The organism is Metabacillus sp. cB07 (assembly GCF_016839225.1).
GTDB classification, from domain to species: domain Bacteria; phylum Bacillota; class Bacilli; order Bacillales; family Bacillaceae; genus Bacillus_P; species Bacillus_P indicus.
Map to the genome: position 1 here is coordinate 658,713 of NZ_CP069296.1, position 14,676 is coordinate 673,388.

Consider the following 14,676-nt stretch of genomic DNA (forward strand, 5'->3'; position numbering starts at 1 on the left):
CCCGAATCTTAAAGCATTGGAGATGAAACCAAAATGAGCAACAAAGAAAAAGTGTTTATGATCATGACCATACCGGCCGTTCTCCTGTTCTTCATTTTTCACACGTACCCTGCGCTCCAGGGGATCTTCTACAGCTTCACCGACTGGAGAGGCTACGGAGAATGGAATTTCGTCGGTCTAAAAAACTACTTGAACGTCTTTAAGGATGAACGGGCGCTTCACGCATACGGCTTCACGTTTCAGTTTGCGATCATCTCAACGATTCTTGTCAACTTCTTCAGTCTTTTGATCGCGATGGGGCTGAATGCAAAAATTAAGTTCCGCAAAACGCTGAGAGCCGTGTATTTTATGCCTTACATCCTCAGCATTCTGATCGTCGGATTTATCTTTAATTTTATTTTTACCCACTTCCTGCCTGATATCGCAGGAGGGCTTGGAATTGAAGCACTGTCCAAAAACATTCTTGGTGACCCGAACCTCGCCTGGATTGGAATCGTCATTGTAGCGGTTTGGCAGGCCATTGCATTTAATACGATTCTTTACCTTGCAGGTCTAGTGACAATTACAGAAGACTTGTATGAAGCTGCAAGCATTGACGGTGCTGGAATCTGGACGAAGTTCTGGAAAATTACATTCCCGCTGATTGCGCCGTTTTTCACCATCAACATGATTCTTTCCATGAAAGGATTCCTGATGGTGTTTGACCAGATCATCGCGCTTACGGGCGGAGGTCCGGGTCAGTCTACGGAATCGATTTCACTCCTGATTTACAGAGGCGGATTCCAGGGCGGGGAGTTTGCATATCAGTCGGCAAATGCCGTGATCTACTTTATCGTCATTGTCGTCTTTTCCATCTTCCAGCTTAAAATTCTTGAAAAAAGAGAGGTGGGGAACGGATGATCAGCAAGAAAACCAACTGGCCAGTGACAATCCTATTGATACTCGGTGCCGTGTTTATCCTGTTTCCGCTGTATCTGACGGTTACAATTGCGTTTAAAACACCGCAGGAGCTTGCCGGAAATCTGCTTGCTCTGCCGCAGAACTGGTCGCTTGCCAACTTTGCCCAGGCGATTGAAATGACGAATTTCTTCAATGCATTGAAAAACAGCGTGTTTGTCACTGTGCTTGTAATGATTTTCACGGTTCTCACAAACTCCATGGTCGCCTATGCGATTGCACGCAACATGCATAAGAAGTTTTATAAATTTACATTTTACTATTTTGTCAGTGCGATGTTCATTCCTTTCCCGATTATCATGCTGCCGATTGTAAGGCAGACAGCGCTGTGGAATATGGACAATCTGATTGGACTTGTGATTCTGTACATTGTCTACAATTTATCGTTTAACATCTTTATTTATGTGGGCTATATCAGGTCAATTCCCAAAGAGCTTGAAGAAGCTGCCATTGTGGACGGGGCGTCGACCTGGGGCGTGTTCTGGAAAGTCATTTTCCCGCTCCTTGCCCCGATGAACGCAACGGTTGCGATTCTGACCTGTCTTGGCGCCTGGAATGACTTCCTGCTGCCGCTTGTCGTCCTGAGCGACAGCGACATGGCGACACTGCCGCTTGTGCAGTATATTTTCCAGTCGCAGTTCAGCACAGATTATAATCTCGCATTTGCTTCTTACCTTCTGGCTCTTGTTCCGATGATTATCGTTTATGTATTTGCACAAAAGTGGATCATCAGCGGAGTCATGAAAGGATCAATAAAATAATTTTTCTCTATTAGGTGAAATTATTGTATATTGGAAAAAGAAAGACTTAACAAACTACTCAAAATATAAGGAGATTTCAATCTATGAAAATCACAGTATGGAACGAAAACAGACACGAACAGAAAAACCCGGTTGTAGCAGACATCTATCCGGAAGGCATTCACGGAGCCATCGCCGGATTCCTGAAAGAAAACGGCTACGACGCTTCGACTGCTACTCTTGATGAGGCTGAGCACGGATTGACAGAAGAGGTATTAAACAGCACGGACGTTCTTTTCTGGTGGGGACATCTTGCACACGACGAAGTATCAGACGAAATCGTTGAACGCGTACAAAAGCGTGTTCTTGAAGGAATGGGACTTGTCGTTCTTCACTCAGGCCACTTCTCTAAAATCTTCAAAAAGCTTATGGGCACATCCTGCGACTTGAAATGGCGCGAAGCAGATGACAAAGAGCGCCTATGGGTCGTTGATCCATCTCACCCGATTGCAGAAGGCATCAGCGAGTACATCGAAATCGAAAAAGAAGAAATGTACGGCGAGCACTTCGACATTCCGGCTCCAGACCAACTAGTATTTGTAAGCTGGTTCGAAGGCGGAGAAGTCTTCCGTTCAGGCTGCACTTACCAAAGAGGAAACGGCAAAATCTTCTACTTCCGCCCGGGACATGAAACATACCCGACTTACCACAACAAAGAAGTACAAAAAGTGCTCGTAAACGCAGCGAAATGGGCAGCACCTGTCAAACGTGACTACCCGGTTTACGGAAATGCGAAGCCGCTTGAGAAGATTACTGTAAAAGCGTAAATAGAATAGACTTTCTGCTCCATTATCTTAAATGAGACTGGGGAAAAAGTGAGATAGAACAAGAAAAATCCGGACTGGAATAGGTTCGGATTTTTTTGTGCGGGAGGCAATAATGGCTCCTCGGAGTGCTGCCACTTTTTGCGTGATGGGTTTGCCAATTGTGGTGTCATTGGCCGTAGTGCTGCCACTTTCCGTGTGATGGTTACTCCATTTGTGGCGTCATTCGCTGTAGAGCTGTTGAGTTCTTCTTATTCTTACATGTATTTTAAAGAAATCTAACAAACCAGTTTTTCCTAAAGGGTTCAATTCAGAAGTGAAAACTGAAAATCGTAAAGTAATTCTCACACATCTTAACAATCAAAGTGATGTGATTTCCATTTAACAAACTAAAGCAGAAAAAAAGTATGATTATGCTAAAATGGAAATATTAGTTATTCCATTAAGGGGCAGGATTGTGGAGTAGTAAGTGTTTGCTTAGGTTTAATATATCTAGGATGGATTTTCTATGCCATAGTTGCAGTTGTATTATAACGAGAGTTGTTTAACAAAAGCAGTCACTCTTTCGCCGATGAGCAGTATATTAATTAAACAGTTCATAAAAAATGGTTCGTTTCTTATTGAACGGAGAGAACCATATTGGAGGGGAAAATGAGCACATTTGTTTATATGGTGAGACACGGTGACTCACCAAGGGAAGGCAATGAAAGAACAAGAGGTTTAACTGAAAAAGGGCTTTTGGATGCTCAACGAGTGTATAACAAATTGACAAATGTGAAAATTGATGCAGTTATTTCAAGCCCATACATTCGTTCAATTTTAACTGTCGAAAAATTAGCAAAACAATTAGGGCAAGAAGTTTTAATATTTGAAGATTTAAAAGAGAGGATGTTTTCTTCTGAAGACGAACGAATATCTGATAATGAATTGGTTCCACTGTTGGAGAGGTCTTTTTTAGACTCAAATTTCGCTCTAGTCGGAGGAGAATCAAATGCTGATTGTCAAAAAAGGGCTATAAAGGTTTTAAAAAAGATATTAGATGTTTTTAGAGATAAAAGAGTAGTAATAGGTTCTCACGGGGCTGTGATGACTTTAATGATGGGATATTTCGATAGTAATTATGACTTGAATTTTTTACATAGTACATCAAAACCTGACATTTATAGAATGGAATTCAATGAACACAAATTAGTGAGTGTCCAAAGATTATGGAGTGAAAATATCGGTGTTAGCTAATAAGAGTTACATTTATTATGAAAGGTAATTATTAAAGAATTTTTGCCTTATTTATTAAGCAAAGGTTTCTTATAAATAAAATATTTTTGGGAGTGGTTTAATGGGATTTTATTATCTACTGTTGCTTAGTATTGGTATTGTTTTAATAATAATTGGAACACTTAAAAAGGATGTACCTCGCTCAGTCAAAGTAGTTATTTTTCTATTTGTAATTGGCGTTGTGTTTATTGTAATGTCACTAATATTATTTTTACCTGGTAGCTCTGATGTTATTGCTGAACTTCTGAAATGGAATAAATAAGTTTTAAGTTTGCTTAAAATGTTATTCCACTAAAGGGGGCGATTGCAGCAAAGTGGATCGCCTTTTCTTATTGAAGAATTGGGCAATTTTTTTGATGAAGGATTGGATGTGCCGAAAAAAGAAATAATGAAAAATAATTATTGACCGTGTGGTGTACCACACGGTTTATTATATATCCAAGGAGGATAAGGATGTATAAAATAAGTGAGTTTACCGAGATGACTGGATTAAGTAAAGAAACTTTACGATATTATGCAGAAGTTAAATTACTCGAACCTGCACTTATAGATCCGAATAATAATTATCGTTATTACGATGATGGGAGTTACTTCCTTGCAATACTATTAGTAAAACTGAGAGGATTTGGTTTTACAGTACAGGAGATGCTTTCTGTGATGGAGGATGAGTCATTCGCTCATTTAGAAGATTTATTAATCCAAAAAAGAGAAAAGATAAAGATGCAGATTGAAAATCTTCGTCAACGAATCGAAGAGATTGATGAATTTCTTGTATCTGGAAAGGAGGAAAATGGATGATTCAATGGAAAGAAGAAATGACTATTAAAGCTAATATTGAAAAGGTGTGGGAACTGTTTTCAGATAAAAACATTAAGAAAATTATGCCGAAAGTCGAAGAACATAAATTAGTTGAGAAGATGGAAGGAGAAGTGGGGGCAAAACATCAGCAGAAATATCGTGAAGGAAAACGTGTGGAAACCTATATTGTCGAAACATTAGCCTATGAAGATTATGAGAGCAAGAAATTGAAGAAAATTGCCTTTGTATTAGGAAATGCATTTGAAATTACTCTTACATTTACATTAGTTAAGGTTGATGATATGCACACGAAATTTATTTATGAGGGCCAAAACAAAGGAGTTAATTTTGTTGGCAGAGCTATGTTAAAACTCAGCAGCCAGAAAAATAATAATCAGGTGGTACAAAAATTTATGGAATTGGTTGAGCAAGAAGCAATGAGATCTACTTATTAAATAGTTTTACCGAGATTTTAACTGAAAAAAGAAAGCGGCTCAATATAATAAAAACTTACCAATCTAATTGTTAATAAAGAAGCGGGGAGCCACCTCCCCGCCTACCCGTTTCCAGAAACCACATACTTATTAACAGGCCGTCCGACTCCGCCATACTGAATATCAAGAGAAAGGACACCCTCTTTTTCCAGATGCTCCAGATACCGTCTTGCTGTGACTCTCGCAGTTCCGACATGTGAGGCTACATCCTCTGCAGATACAGGTTCCTTTTGATCAGATAGAAAACCGAGTATTTTTTGAAGAGTGACTTCATGAAGCCCTTTTGGGAGATCCTGCACCGCTTTCGGCTCATCCCGCTGAAAGCGGATGGCATCCAGTTCTTTTTGGGTCAGCTGTACTTTTTCATTGATCATCTTGCGGTACTGCAAATAACGCTCCAGCGCTTCTTTGAGCCGTTCAAATTTAAAAGGCTTCATGAGGTAGTCGGCAGCGCCGTGCTGCAGGACCTGCCGGACTGTCTCCATATCGCTTGCTGCCGTAATGGCGATGATGTCAGCTCTGTGGCCTTCCGCACGAATGGCTTTGATCGTGTCGAGCCCGTTCATCTTAGGCATGTACATATCAATCAGCACAAGGTCAGGGGAAAGCTCCTTGACAAGATCCAGTCCTTCCGCGCCATTTGGGGCCATGCCAACTACTGCAAATCCTTTTATCCGGTTTAAAAATTCACGGTTCACTTCCTGCACCATTAAATCATCTTCAATCAGCAGAACGTTCACTTGATCCACTTACATCTCCTCCATCTGAAAAGTGACAGTAAAGCTTGTTCCCGCACCTTCTTCTGATTCTGCCTGAATGCTGCCGTTTGCCTGGTGAATAAGCTGCCGGACCATATAGAGTCCAATGCCGCGCTCACTTCCTCCTTTTGTAGAAAAACCCTGATCAAAAATAAATGGAAGGACCTGTTCACGTATTCCGCTTCCATTGTCCTCGACAATGATCATCAGTTGCCCGGAATCCTGCTCCAGGCTGATAAAGATGCGCGGCTTGGAACACGCGCCGTGCTGAAAGGAGTCAAACGCATTTTCAATCAAGTTTCCGATAATAAGAACAAGATCGTGATGATCGATTCTGGGAGGAAAACGTTCGAACCTGCTGCTTCGGTCGATTTCTACCGCAATGCCAAGCTCTTTTCCGCGGCGGATCTTGCTCAGCAACAGACCGGCAATGCTTTCATCCTTAATATTACTGCTCAGGAATTGAATCAGTTCGTCCTGTTCTTCGGTCGTTTGAAAAACAAACTGCAGCGCCTTTTCATAATTGCCGAGCTGGATTAAGCCTGCAATCGTATGAAGCTTATTGTTATATTCATGATTCTGAACGCGTAAAGCGTTTACAAATGCCCGTACGCCTGTCAGTTCTTCTGCCATCTTTTTCACTTCTGTCCGGTCCTGAAAAATGGCGACAGCGCCAATGGTTTCTCCGTTCACTTTAATTGGCACGCGGTTGCTCAGAATGTTCAGGTTGTGAACCGTGAGTTCCTTGCTGTAGATGCCATGGTCGAGCTCAAGGATTTCGGGCAGTGCGGTGTCCGGAATGACCTCCCGGATGGATCTGCCTGTAACATCACCTTCAATCCGCATCATGCTCCTTGCTTTCTTGTTGAAGATGGTGATGTTTTCATCTGTATCGATCGCAATGACGCCTTCATGCATCGCATTGAAGGTTTCTGTCCGCTCAACTAGCAGCCTCGCAATCTCATGCGGCTCAAGCTTAAACATCTGCCTTTTGATCTGCCTGGCAAGAATCCAGGCGCCCCAGCCGCCGAACAAAAGCGAAAGCCCTGAGGTAATCGCAATTTCAAACGCCAGATTCTCAAGCACTTCAGCGAACGACGGCACTTTATATCCCGCCAGCACGACCCCAATCTGTTCGTGTCCATCATTCATAACAGGCACAAATGCCCTCATCACGGTTCCGATTTCGCCCTTTGCTTTTGACGTATAGGAATGCTCGGCAAAAGCAGGTCCTTCGTCCGCCCCTTCAGAAGCGGTGCCGATCCTCGCGTGTACGGGATGAGTCAGTCTTACGCGGTCCATATTCATCACGACAATATAGTTGGCGTTGTTGATGACCCTTAAGCGGTCGATCACTTCATTCAAACCGCCGTCACCCTGTTCAAGAGCTTCTTTTACTTCAGGAAGCTCTGCGATTGTCTGAGCCGTAACAAACGAACGGGCCTTCAGTTCCTCTTCCTTTCCGCTGATGTAATTTCCAATCAGTACGATGCCTGCGAGAAAAAGAGAGAATCCAAGGATAAAGAAAATCAGCCCTGTAATTTTCCATAGAATTGATATGCGTTTCATAGCGGCTCCTCATTTTCAGAACAGTAAAATATCTTTTATTTTAACATGAGGAAAAAACTCGTGATACAATGAATCTACTAAATGACTGAAATGGTGAAAAAAATGAAATGGTTTATTAGTGCAAGTGTGCTTACTGTGCTGATCTTGATTGCCGTGTTCTCTCATGACTCCATGGAAGCGCTGCAGGAAGATGATGAACAGAAGGGGCTGAGCGACCAGATTGTGATCAAGTTCAGTCACGTTGTGGCTGAAAATACCCCAAAAGGACTTGCAGCGGAAAAATTTGCAGAACTCATTGCCAAACGGACGGACGGGAAAATCAAGGTAGAGATCTTTCCAAATGAAATCATGTATTCAGACGAACAGGAGCTTGCCGCGCTGAAAAGGGGAGACGTGCAGATGATTGCGCCTTCCTACTCAAAAATGACCGAGGTTATCCCTGAGTGGCAGGTGCTCGACCTTCCTTTTCTTTTCAGGAGCGAAGAGCATGTAGAAGAAGTTTACACAGGAGAAATTGGACAGCGTCTCCTCAGCAGGCTGGAAGAGGAGAACATGAAGGGCCTTGCTCTATGGGGGAACGGCTTCAAACAGATGACAAGCAGCAGCGGGACACTGATTCAGCCGGAGGATTTCGCCGGACAGCGCTTCAGAATTATGCCGAGCGATACGATTGCAAAACAGTTTGAACTTCTCGGCGGAATCCCGAAGGCAGCCTCATTTAATGACGTGTACATCGCGCTTGAAGGAAACGAATTTGACGGACAGGAAAACACAATCTCCAATATCTACTCTAAAGGCTTTTACCGCCTCCAGAAAAATATGACCCTTTCCAATCACGGGTACCTTGGCTATTCCGTTCTCATGAACAAAGAGTTCTGGAACAGCCTCGACCCCGAACTGCAGCTTCAGATTGAAAAAGCCATGAACGACACAACAAAGTGGATGCTCTCAGAATCAAAAGAAATGAATGAAACCCAGCTCCGCAGAATGAGGGAAAACTCAAAGCTCGGCATCCATGAACTCAGCCCGGATGAAAGAAAAGAGTGGGAAAAAGTGTTCGAGCCGCTCTATCAATCTTATATTGAACGGTATGGAGATGAGTGGATAGAGGATATACGGAAGGCTGGAAAATAGAGAAGATGCGGACGTCCTGGTAGGGGGCGTCTTTATTTTGTTTTCGAGGAAGGAATTAATAAACTGGATTAATAGTGCCATTAAAGGGTTAGTGTTGGTAGCTTGATGGTTCTAAACCAGATTAATAGTGCTATCAAAGGGTTAGTGTTGGTAGCTTGATGGTTCTAAACCGGGTTAATAGTGCCATCAAAGGAGTGGGATTGGTAGTTTGGTGGTTCTAAAGCTTCTTAATAGTGCCATCAAAGGGTTGGGGTTGGAGGATTGATGGTTCTAAAGAGAGTTAATAGTGCCATCAAAGGGTTGGGGTTGGTAGTTTGATGGTTCTAAACCGAGTTAATAGTGCCATCAAATGAGTGGGGTTGGTATTTTGGTGGTTCTATAGCAGCTTAATAGTTCCATCAAAGGATGGGGGTTGGGAGTTTGATGGCTCTCAACTACGCTAATAGGGCATCCAAAGTGTGAGATTGTCAGCCTGGTGGTCTCAATCCGGATTATAAGTCAGACCCGGACTTTTCCACGGATTTTTTATCTGACTGCCAGGCCGGAACAGTCGGCTCCGCTTTTCGCATTGTCCAGCTCCAGGGCCCAACTCCTCGGCCAGAACAGATCCGGCGAAAAAAGCAAACCCGGCTTTTTCCGCCGGATCCTTATCTGACTCCCGGAGTTAAACGAGCGATTCCACATTTCTCATTGTCCAGCTCCATCAGCCAGCTCCTCCGCCAGAACAAAATCCCCCAAAAAGTCAAACCCGGACTTTTCGGGTGATTTCTTTTCTGTCTGTCGGAGCTAAACGGCTGATTCCGCTTTTCCTGTGACCACAAAGACCAAAACGAACTTTACGTTCTAAAGCTTTTGTTGTGGAAATGTTCAGTTATTATAAGGGTTATATTGTAAGCGCTAACAAAGATGAAGGGGTGGGTGCAGGTGAAGGTTAATTTCAGGAATTTGACGGTTCAGGTTGTGATCGGGATTATCTTGGGGATTACGGTTGGGTTTTTGTTTCCGGCTTTTGGGATTGAGCTGAAGGTTCTGGCTGATGTGTTTATTAAGATGATCAAGATGGTGATTGCGCCGATTATTTTCTTTACAGTGGTTATCGGAATCGGCAGCATGGGGGATTTGAAGAAGGTAGGACGGATCGGCGGAAAGGCTCTTTTGTACTTTGAAATTGTGACGACCTTTGCGCTTGCGATCGGGATTATCGTCGTCGGGATTGTGAAACCGGGGGAAGGCTTTAATACCGACGCGGTTGAAGGCGGGGATGTTTCCCAGTATACGGAGCAGGCGGAAGAGACGAGTCACGGATTTGTGGATTTTGTGGTTGGCATTATTCCTGAGAACGTAGTAGGCGCCATGGCGGAGGGGGAGCTTCTTCCTATTTTATTCTTCGCTGTTCTGTTCGGGGTATCGATGGCAGCTGTTGGTGAAAAGGCAAAGCCGGTTGTGCAGCTTTTTGAGAGACTGACAGACATTTTCTTCGGAGTCGTCAATATGATCATGAAGGTTTCGCCGTTTGCGGCTTTCGGGGCGATGGCATATACGATCGGACAATTTGGGATTGGCTCGCTTGTTGCTCTCGGCAAGCTGATGGGGTCCGTTTATATCACGATGTTCCTGTTTATCATTCTTGTACTCGGAGCCATTGCAAAATATTACGGCTTCAGCATCTTTAAGTTTATCGCTTTTATTAAGGAAGAAATTCTTCTTGTTCTCGGTACATCTTCATCAGAATCAGCACTTCCGAAAATGATGGAGAAGATGGAAAAGTACGGCTGTTCTAAATCAGTCGTCGGTCTTGTTATCCCTACAGGGTACTCATTCAATCTTGACGGTACATCCATCTACCTCTCAATGGCAGCGATGTTCATTGCCCAGGCATATGGCATCGACTTGAGCATCTGGCAGCAGCTGACTCTTCTGGGAATTTTGATGCTTACATCAAAAGGAGCCGCAGGAGTAACAGGTTCAGGGTTTATCACACTCGCAGCAACTCTCGCAGCCTTCCCGATGATTCCTGTTGAAGGAATGGCACTCCTCCTTGGTGTAGACCGCTTTATGTCTGAAGCGCGTGCGATTACGAACCTGATCGGAAACGGAGTAGCTACAGTAGCTGTTTCAAAAATGGAGAATGAGTTCCATCCTCCAAAAGATCAATCAGGTTCAGCTCCGATTTCTATTGCAAAGTAAAAAAAAGCGGACATGTTCCGCTTTTTTTTTGCATATCAGAAAAACATAACATATGAATACTTTACCAATATTAATCCTTTGTAAAGAAATTGTTAAAATTAACGACAAAGTCTTTTCTGATTCGACATAAAGTTATATACTTTCTAAGTTGCAAATAGAGAGATAGAGAAAACAACCAATTTGGCTCCTTGGAGGAAAAAGAAATGGCTATTAAGAGAAAAAAAGATAAGTTCTCTGAAATGTTAAGTCAAATATCTGAGAACTTAAAAGAAACAGGTCAATACTTTTATGATTACAAAATCAAAAACGGAAACGACCTGAAAGTGTTCTCGGAAACAATCAAAGAATATGAATCAAAAGGTGATTCATATGTTCACACCATTATTATGGAGCTTAACAAAGCTTTCATTACACCGATTGAGCGCGAAGACATTCTTCAGCTTGCGATGATCATGGACGATGTTTTGGATGGCATCGAGCATTCAGCTGCGCTTTTTGAAATGTATTCTGTCACACAGCCTACTGAGTATATGGTTAAGTTTGTTGACACAATCAATGAGTGTACAATTGAAATTGCAAAAGCGATTGATCTGCTTTCAAATAAAAAGCTGATTGATATCCGCACACATGCTATTAAATTGAAAGAACTTGAATCAAACTGTGATAACTACCTGCGCACAGCTGTTAAAAACTTATTTGCAACAGAAAAAGATCCGATTAAAATTATTCAGCATAAAGAGATTTATGAAACGTTAGAAGAGATTGCTGATAGCTGCCAGGGTGTAGCCAATACACTTGAAACTATCATCATGAAAAACGCGTAAGAGGCGATTATATGGATACAATTCTGATTCTTACCATACTTATTGTTATTTTTGCCCTGGCGTTTGACTTTATTAACGGATTCCATGATACGGCGAATGCAATCGCGACTTCGGTTTCAACGAAAGCACTGAAGCCAAGACAGGCGATTATTCTGGCATCAGTTATGAACTTCGTCGGTGCGATGACTTTTACAGGTGTCGCGAAAACAATTACGAAAGACATCGTTGATCCATTTACACTTCAAAACGGTTCAGTTGTTATTCTTGCAGCGTTAATTGCGGCCATCACTTGGAACCTAATCACATGGTATTACGGAATACCAAGCAGTTCGTCTCATGCGATTATCGGTTCAATTGCCGGTGCTGCCATTGCAGCTGCGGGTTTCAGCTCCCTGAACTATACCGGTTTCCTGAAAATTCTTCAGGCCCTGATTCTGTCTCCGATCCTTGCTTTTGTTGTAGGTTATATCGTTTACAGCATTTTTAAAGTCGTTTTTAAAAACAACAACCTGACAAAAACAAACCGCAACTTCCGTGCGATCCAAGTGGCAACAGCAGCGCTGCAGTCCTATACGCACGGAACAAATGATGCTCAGAAGGCAATGGGTATCATTACAATGGCTCTCATTGCGGGAAATCTTCAGAGCACTACGGATATCCAGTGGTGGGTTCAGTTCTCCTGTGCACTTGCCATGGGTCTTGGAACAAGCGTCGGCGGCTGGAAAATTATTAAAACCGTTGGCGGTAAAATTATGAAAATCCGTCCAGTCAACGGAGTTGCAGCTGACGTTACAGGAGCTGCCGTTATCTTTGGCGCATCTCTTATACATTTGCCTGTAAGTACAACACACGTTATCTCATCTTCCATCCTGGGTGTAGGTTCTGCACACAGACTGAAAGGCGTTAAATGGGGAACGGCTAAAACAATGGTGATTACATGGTTTATTACTTTGCCGATTTCAGCCACACTTGCAGCAATTTCTTACTTCATTCTGAATTTATTCTTTTAATAGATGATGCCCTCCAGCGTGCTGGAGGGCTTTTTATGTATAGTCAGAAATGAAAAAAACATGAATCCGCAGATTCACGCTTTTTTATCAGAGTATAGGTAATCCAATATCTCCGGCACCCGTTTTCTCCACGCCGCTTCATTATGCTCAGCGTCCTGTACGATGTCGTACCGGCAATTTTCAATCCGTTCTTTCAGCAGGGCGTAAACGCTGTTGCTTGAATCTATGTAATCCTGCCAGCGGACAGAAGCTGTGCCCTCTTTCGTGCCCACGTCCATATAAAAACGTTCAATAGAAGAGAGGTCACTTTCTTTAATCAGCTCTTCAAGCTCGGTCTGGTTAAACCAATAGGCAGAAGAGACCGAGGCGATTCTTTTGAAAATGCGAGGATATTTGCAGGCGGCATATGTTGAAATGAGACCGCCCATTGAGCTTCCAGCCATCGCTGTTTCATCCGGCCGTGTCCGGTATTTCCCGTCTATGAGAGGCTTCAGCTCATTTACGATGAAATCAATATAGGCTTCTCCTTTTCCTCCAAGCTCACCCGGTTCCCCGATGAGATCCTTTGCAAGGGTATGATTCACCCATGGTCCGTACTCATCAAAACGTCCATATCCTTCATGATTGCAGTCAATGCCCACAACAATCAGGTTCATGCCACTCTCTTCAAGGTGCTCTTTCAAGCCCCAGCTTACCCCAAAGCTTGCTTTGCTGTCTTCAAACAGGTTCTGTCCGTCGTGCATGTAGAGGACTGGGTAGGAATCGCTGCCTTGACGATAGGATTCAGGCAGAAAAACAGTGACTTGTCTCTCTAAATCAAAGTCGGAAATGGATACTTTAAATGTCTCGATCATTATTCTATCTCCTCTTCACGCAAAATTTTCTTATAAGCTAAAACGCCATTAACAGCATCTTTAAAATCGGCAGCTGCTTTTTTCCTCCACTTTTCTTCAGACGGATAAAACAGTTCCAGGTAACGATTATGTATAATATCTTCTGACTTTTTGCTGCCGGATTGATTAAAATAAAGCTGATTTTCTTCAATTGTCCGTTTAAGAGACTGAATGGAAGCAACGGTCCCATCTCCAAGTGTACCAAATTCAAAAGTAGTGGAGTAGAGCTCTTTTTCTGGGGAAAGGTCTTCTTTTAATCTGTAAAAATATTCCGTCATATCACCGTTTGTCACATAGTAATCTTTCGAATCCGGGGTGAAAACGAGTGGATAATTGAATGCTTTCTCCGCTTCTTTTTCTGTCATTGTTTCTTTTGATGAGCTGAAAATGCTCATTTGATAGCGGGGACCGTAACCTGTATGAAGATCAATGTGAACAATTTTTTTATAGCCGCTTTCCAAAATATCTTTAAATAAACCTTTCATATAGGCTGTAGAAGGTTCGTCTTTCGTTCCGCCGTAATAGACACCTTTAGGATATGCATACTGGCCTGTAAGAAGGGCCTGTTCAATCGCAGATGTTCCGCTCGTCACAGCCCGCGCTGCAACCCTGGAATAAAACCCTGCATCATGAAGCAGCATGTGCCCAACCCTTTTTTCACGTTCAAAAAACTCATTCAGCTCCTCATAGTTTCTATTCTGGCTGAGGTCAAAGCTGTTCCAGTCATAGACAAAATTTCTGTTCAAATCAACGTTGTGTTCATTATAGCGGCGTTCATTTTTCATTCCCCATGGGTTTACGGCATGGACGATATGCAGGCCGGTTGTCTTTTCATTCAGCTGTCCTGCAAGCTCTCTGACAAAAATGGATTGCATCGCGCTCCCGGCATACCCTTCGATTCCGTGCACGCCTCCTGTGAGCACAATAAGGTTTTCTTTTTCTTCTGTTGCATCCGCCCTGATTGAATCTATCGTTTCTTTTTCATTCAAGTTGAAGGAATCGTGCCGGACATTCGTCCATTTTGGCCTCAGGACGTTCTCGTATGATAAAAAAGTTTGCCTCGATTCATCATACGACTTTGGAAAAACGTCTTCCATAGAGTGGGTGTCCCGCTGATTAAGTGATTGAATCGCGTACGGATAAATGAAAACGAGTAAAACGGCTGCTCCTGTTAGAATCATTATTCCTTTTTTTATCATAGTACCTATTCCTC

At 42.8% G+C, this 14,676-nt stretch carries 15 protein-coding genes; 11 read left to right on the plus strand and 4 right to left on the minus strand.

What is annotated here, in order from left to right; translation table 11 throughout:
• Positions 1–33 precede the first annotated feature (33 nt).
• The 7 genes from JOJ89_RS03455 (at position 34) to JOJ89_RS03485 (ending at position 5,049) form a co-directional block, all read left to right on the plus strand.
• On the plus strand, positions 34–900 hold the full coding sequence (locus tag JOJ89_RS03455) for a carbohydrate ABC transporter permease (RefSeq protein ID WP_029567206.1): 867 nt from the start codon (positions 34–36) through the stop codon (positions 898–900).
• On the plus strand, positions 897–1,718 hold the full coding sequence (locus tag JOJ89_RS03460) for a carbohydrate ABC transporter permease (protein ID WP_203289585.1): 822 nt from the start codon (positions 897–899) through the stop codon (positions 1,716–1,718). Before JOJ89_RS03455 ends, JOJ89_RS03460 begins: the two co-directional genes overlap by 4 nt.
• A gap of 83 nt (positions 1,719–1,801) precedes the next feature.
• Positions 1,802–2,524, plus strand: coding sequence for a ThuA domain-containing protein (locus JOJ89_RS03465; RefSeq protein ID WP_029567207.1), 723 nt, complete (start codon positions 1,802–1,804; stop codon positions 2,522–2,524).
• A 648-nt stretch (positions 2,525–3,172) separates the two neighbouring features.
• Entirely contained in the window at positions 3,173–3,757 is a 585-nt protein-coding gene (locus tag JOJ89_RS03470; RefSeq protein WP_203289586.1) for a histidine phosphatase family protein, read from the plus strand.
• Positions 3,758–3,857: 100 nt separating this feature from the next.
• Positions 3,858–4,058: a hypothetical protein gene (locus JOJ89_RS03475; protein WP_203289587.1), complete on the plus strand. Its 201-nt coding sequence runs from the start codon at positions 3,858–3,860 to the stop codon at positions 4,056–4,058.
• Between the two features lie 191 nt (positions 4,059–4,249).
• Positions 4,250–4,594: a MerR family DNA-binding transcriptional regulator gene (locus JOJ89_RS03480; protein ID WP_203289588.1), complete on the plus strand. Its 345-nt coding sequence runs from the start codon at positions 4,250–4,252 to the stop codon at positions 4,592–4,594.
• On the plus strand, positions 4,591–5,049 hold the full coding sequence (locus JOJ89_RS03485) for an SRPBCC family protein (protein WP_029285368.1): 459 nt from the start codon (positions 4,591–4,593) through the stop codon (positions 5,047–5,049). The genes JOJ89_RS03480 and JOJ89_RS03485 overlap by 4 nt, the downstream gene beginning before the upstream one ends.
• Positions 5,050–5,150: 101 nt before the next feature.
• Here JOJ89_RS03485 and JOJ89_RS03490 read toward each other — a convergent pair whose 3' ends face one another.
• Positions 5,151–5,837 carry a response regulator gene (locus JOJ89_RS03490; RefSeq protein WP_277987851.1) on the minus strand — a complete coding sequence of 229 codons (687 nt, stop codon included), beginning with the start codon at positions 5,835–5,837 and terminating at the stop codon, positions 5,151–5,153.
• Positions 5,838–7,415: an ATP-binding protein gene (locus tag JOJ89_RS03495; RefSeq protein ID WP_203289589.1), complete on the minus strand. Its 1,578-nt coding sequence runs from the start codon at positions 7,413–7,415 to the stop codon at positions 5,838–5,840.
• A 102-nt stretch (positions 7,416–7,517) separates the two neighbouring features.
• On the opposite strand from JOJ89_RS03495, the gene JOJ89_RS03500 reads away from it, so the two are divergent.
• From JOJ89_RS03500 to JOJ89_RS03515, 4 genes are all read left to right on the plus strand, one after another.
• Positions 7,518–8,549: a DctP family TRAP transporter solute-binding subunit gene (locus JOJ89_RS03500; RefSeq protein WP_203289590.1), complete on the plus strand. Its 1,032-nt coding sequence runs from the start codon at positions 7,518–7,520 to the stop codon at positions 8,547–8,549.
• Between the two features lie 924 nt (positions 8,550–9,473).
• Positions 9,474–10,736, plus strand: coding sequence for a dicarboxylate/amino acid:cation symporter (locus tag JOJ89_RS03505; protein ID WP_029285360.1), 1,263 nt, complete (start codon positions 9,474–9,476; stop codon positions 10,734–10,736).
• A 203-nt stretch (positions 10,737–10,939) separates the two neighbouring features.
• Entirely contained in the window at positions 10,940–11,560 is a 621-nt protein-coding gene (locus JOJ89_RS03510) for a DUF47 domain-containing protein (RefSeq protein ID WP_029285358.1), read from the plus strand.
• Between the two features lie 11 nt (positions 11,561–11,571).
• Positions 11,572–12,570, plus strand: coding sequence for an inorganic phosphate transporter (locus tag JOJ89_RS03515; RefSeq protein ID WP_029285356.1), 999 nt, complete (start codon positions 11,572–11,574; stop codon positions 12,568–12,570).
• Positions 12,571–12,644: 74 nt separating this feature from the next.
• Here JOJ89_RS03515 and JOJ89_RS03520 read toward each other — a convergent pair whose 3' ends face one another.
• The gene (locus JOJ89_RS03520) at positions 12,645–13,424 is read right to left on the minus strand and encodes an alpha/beta hydrolase (RefSeq protein WP_203289591.1); all 780 of its coding nucleotides are present in this window, start codon (positions 13,422–13,424) and stop codon (positions 12,645–12,647) included.
• Positions 13,424–14,662, minus strand: a complete 1,239-nt coding sequence (locus JOJ89_RS03525) for a M14 family metallopeptidase (RefSeq protein ID WP_203289592.1) — start codon at positions 14,660–14,662, stop codon at positions 13,424–13,426. The genes JOJ89_RS03520 and JOJ89_RS03525 overlap by 1 nt, the downstream gene beginning before the upstream one ends.
• Positions 14,663–14,676 lie beyond the last annotated feature (14 nt).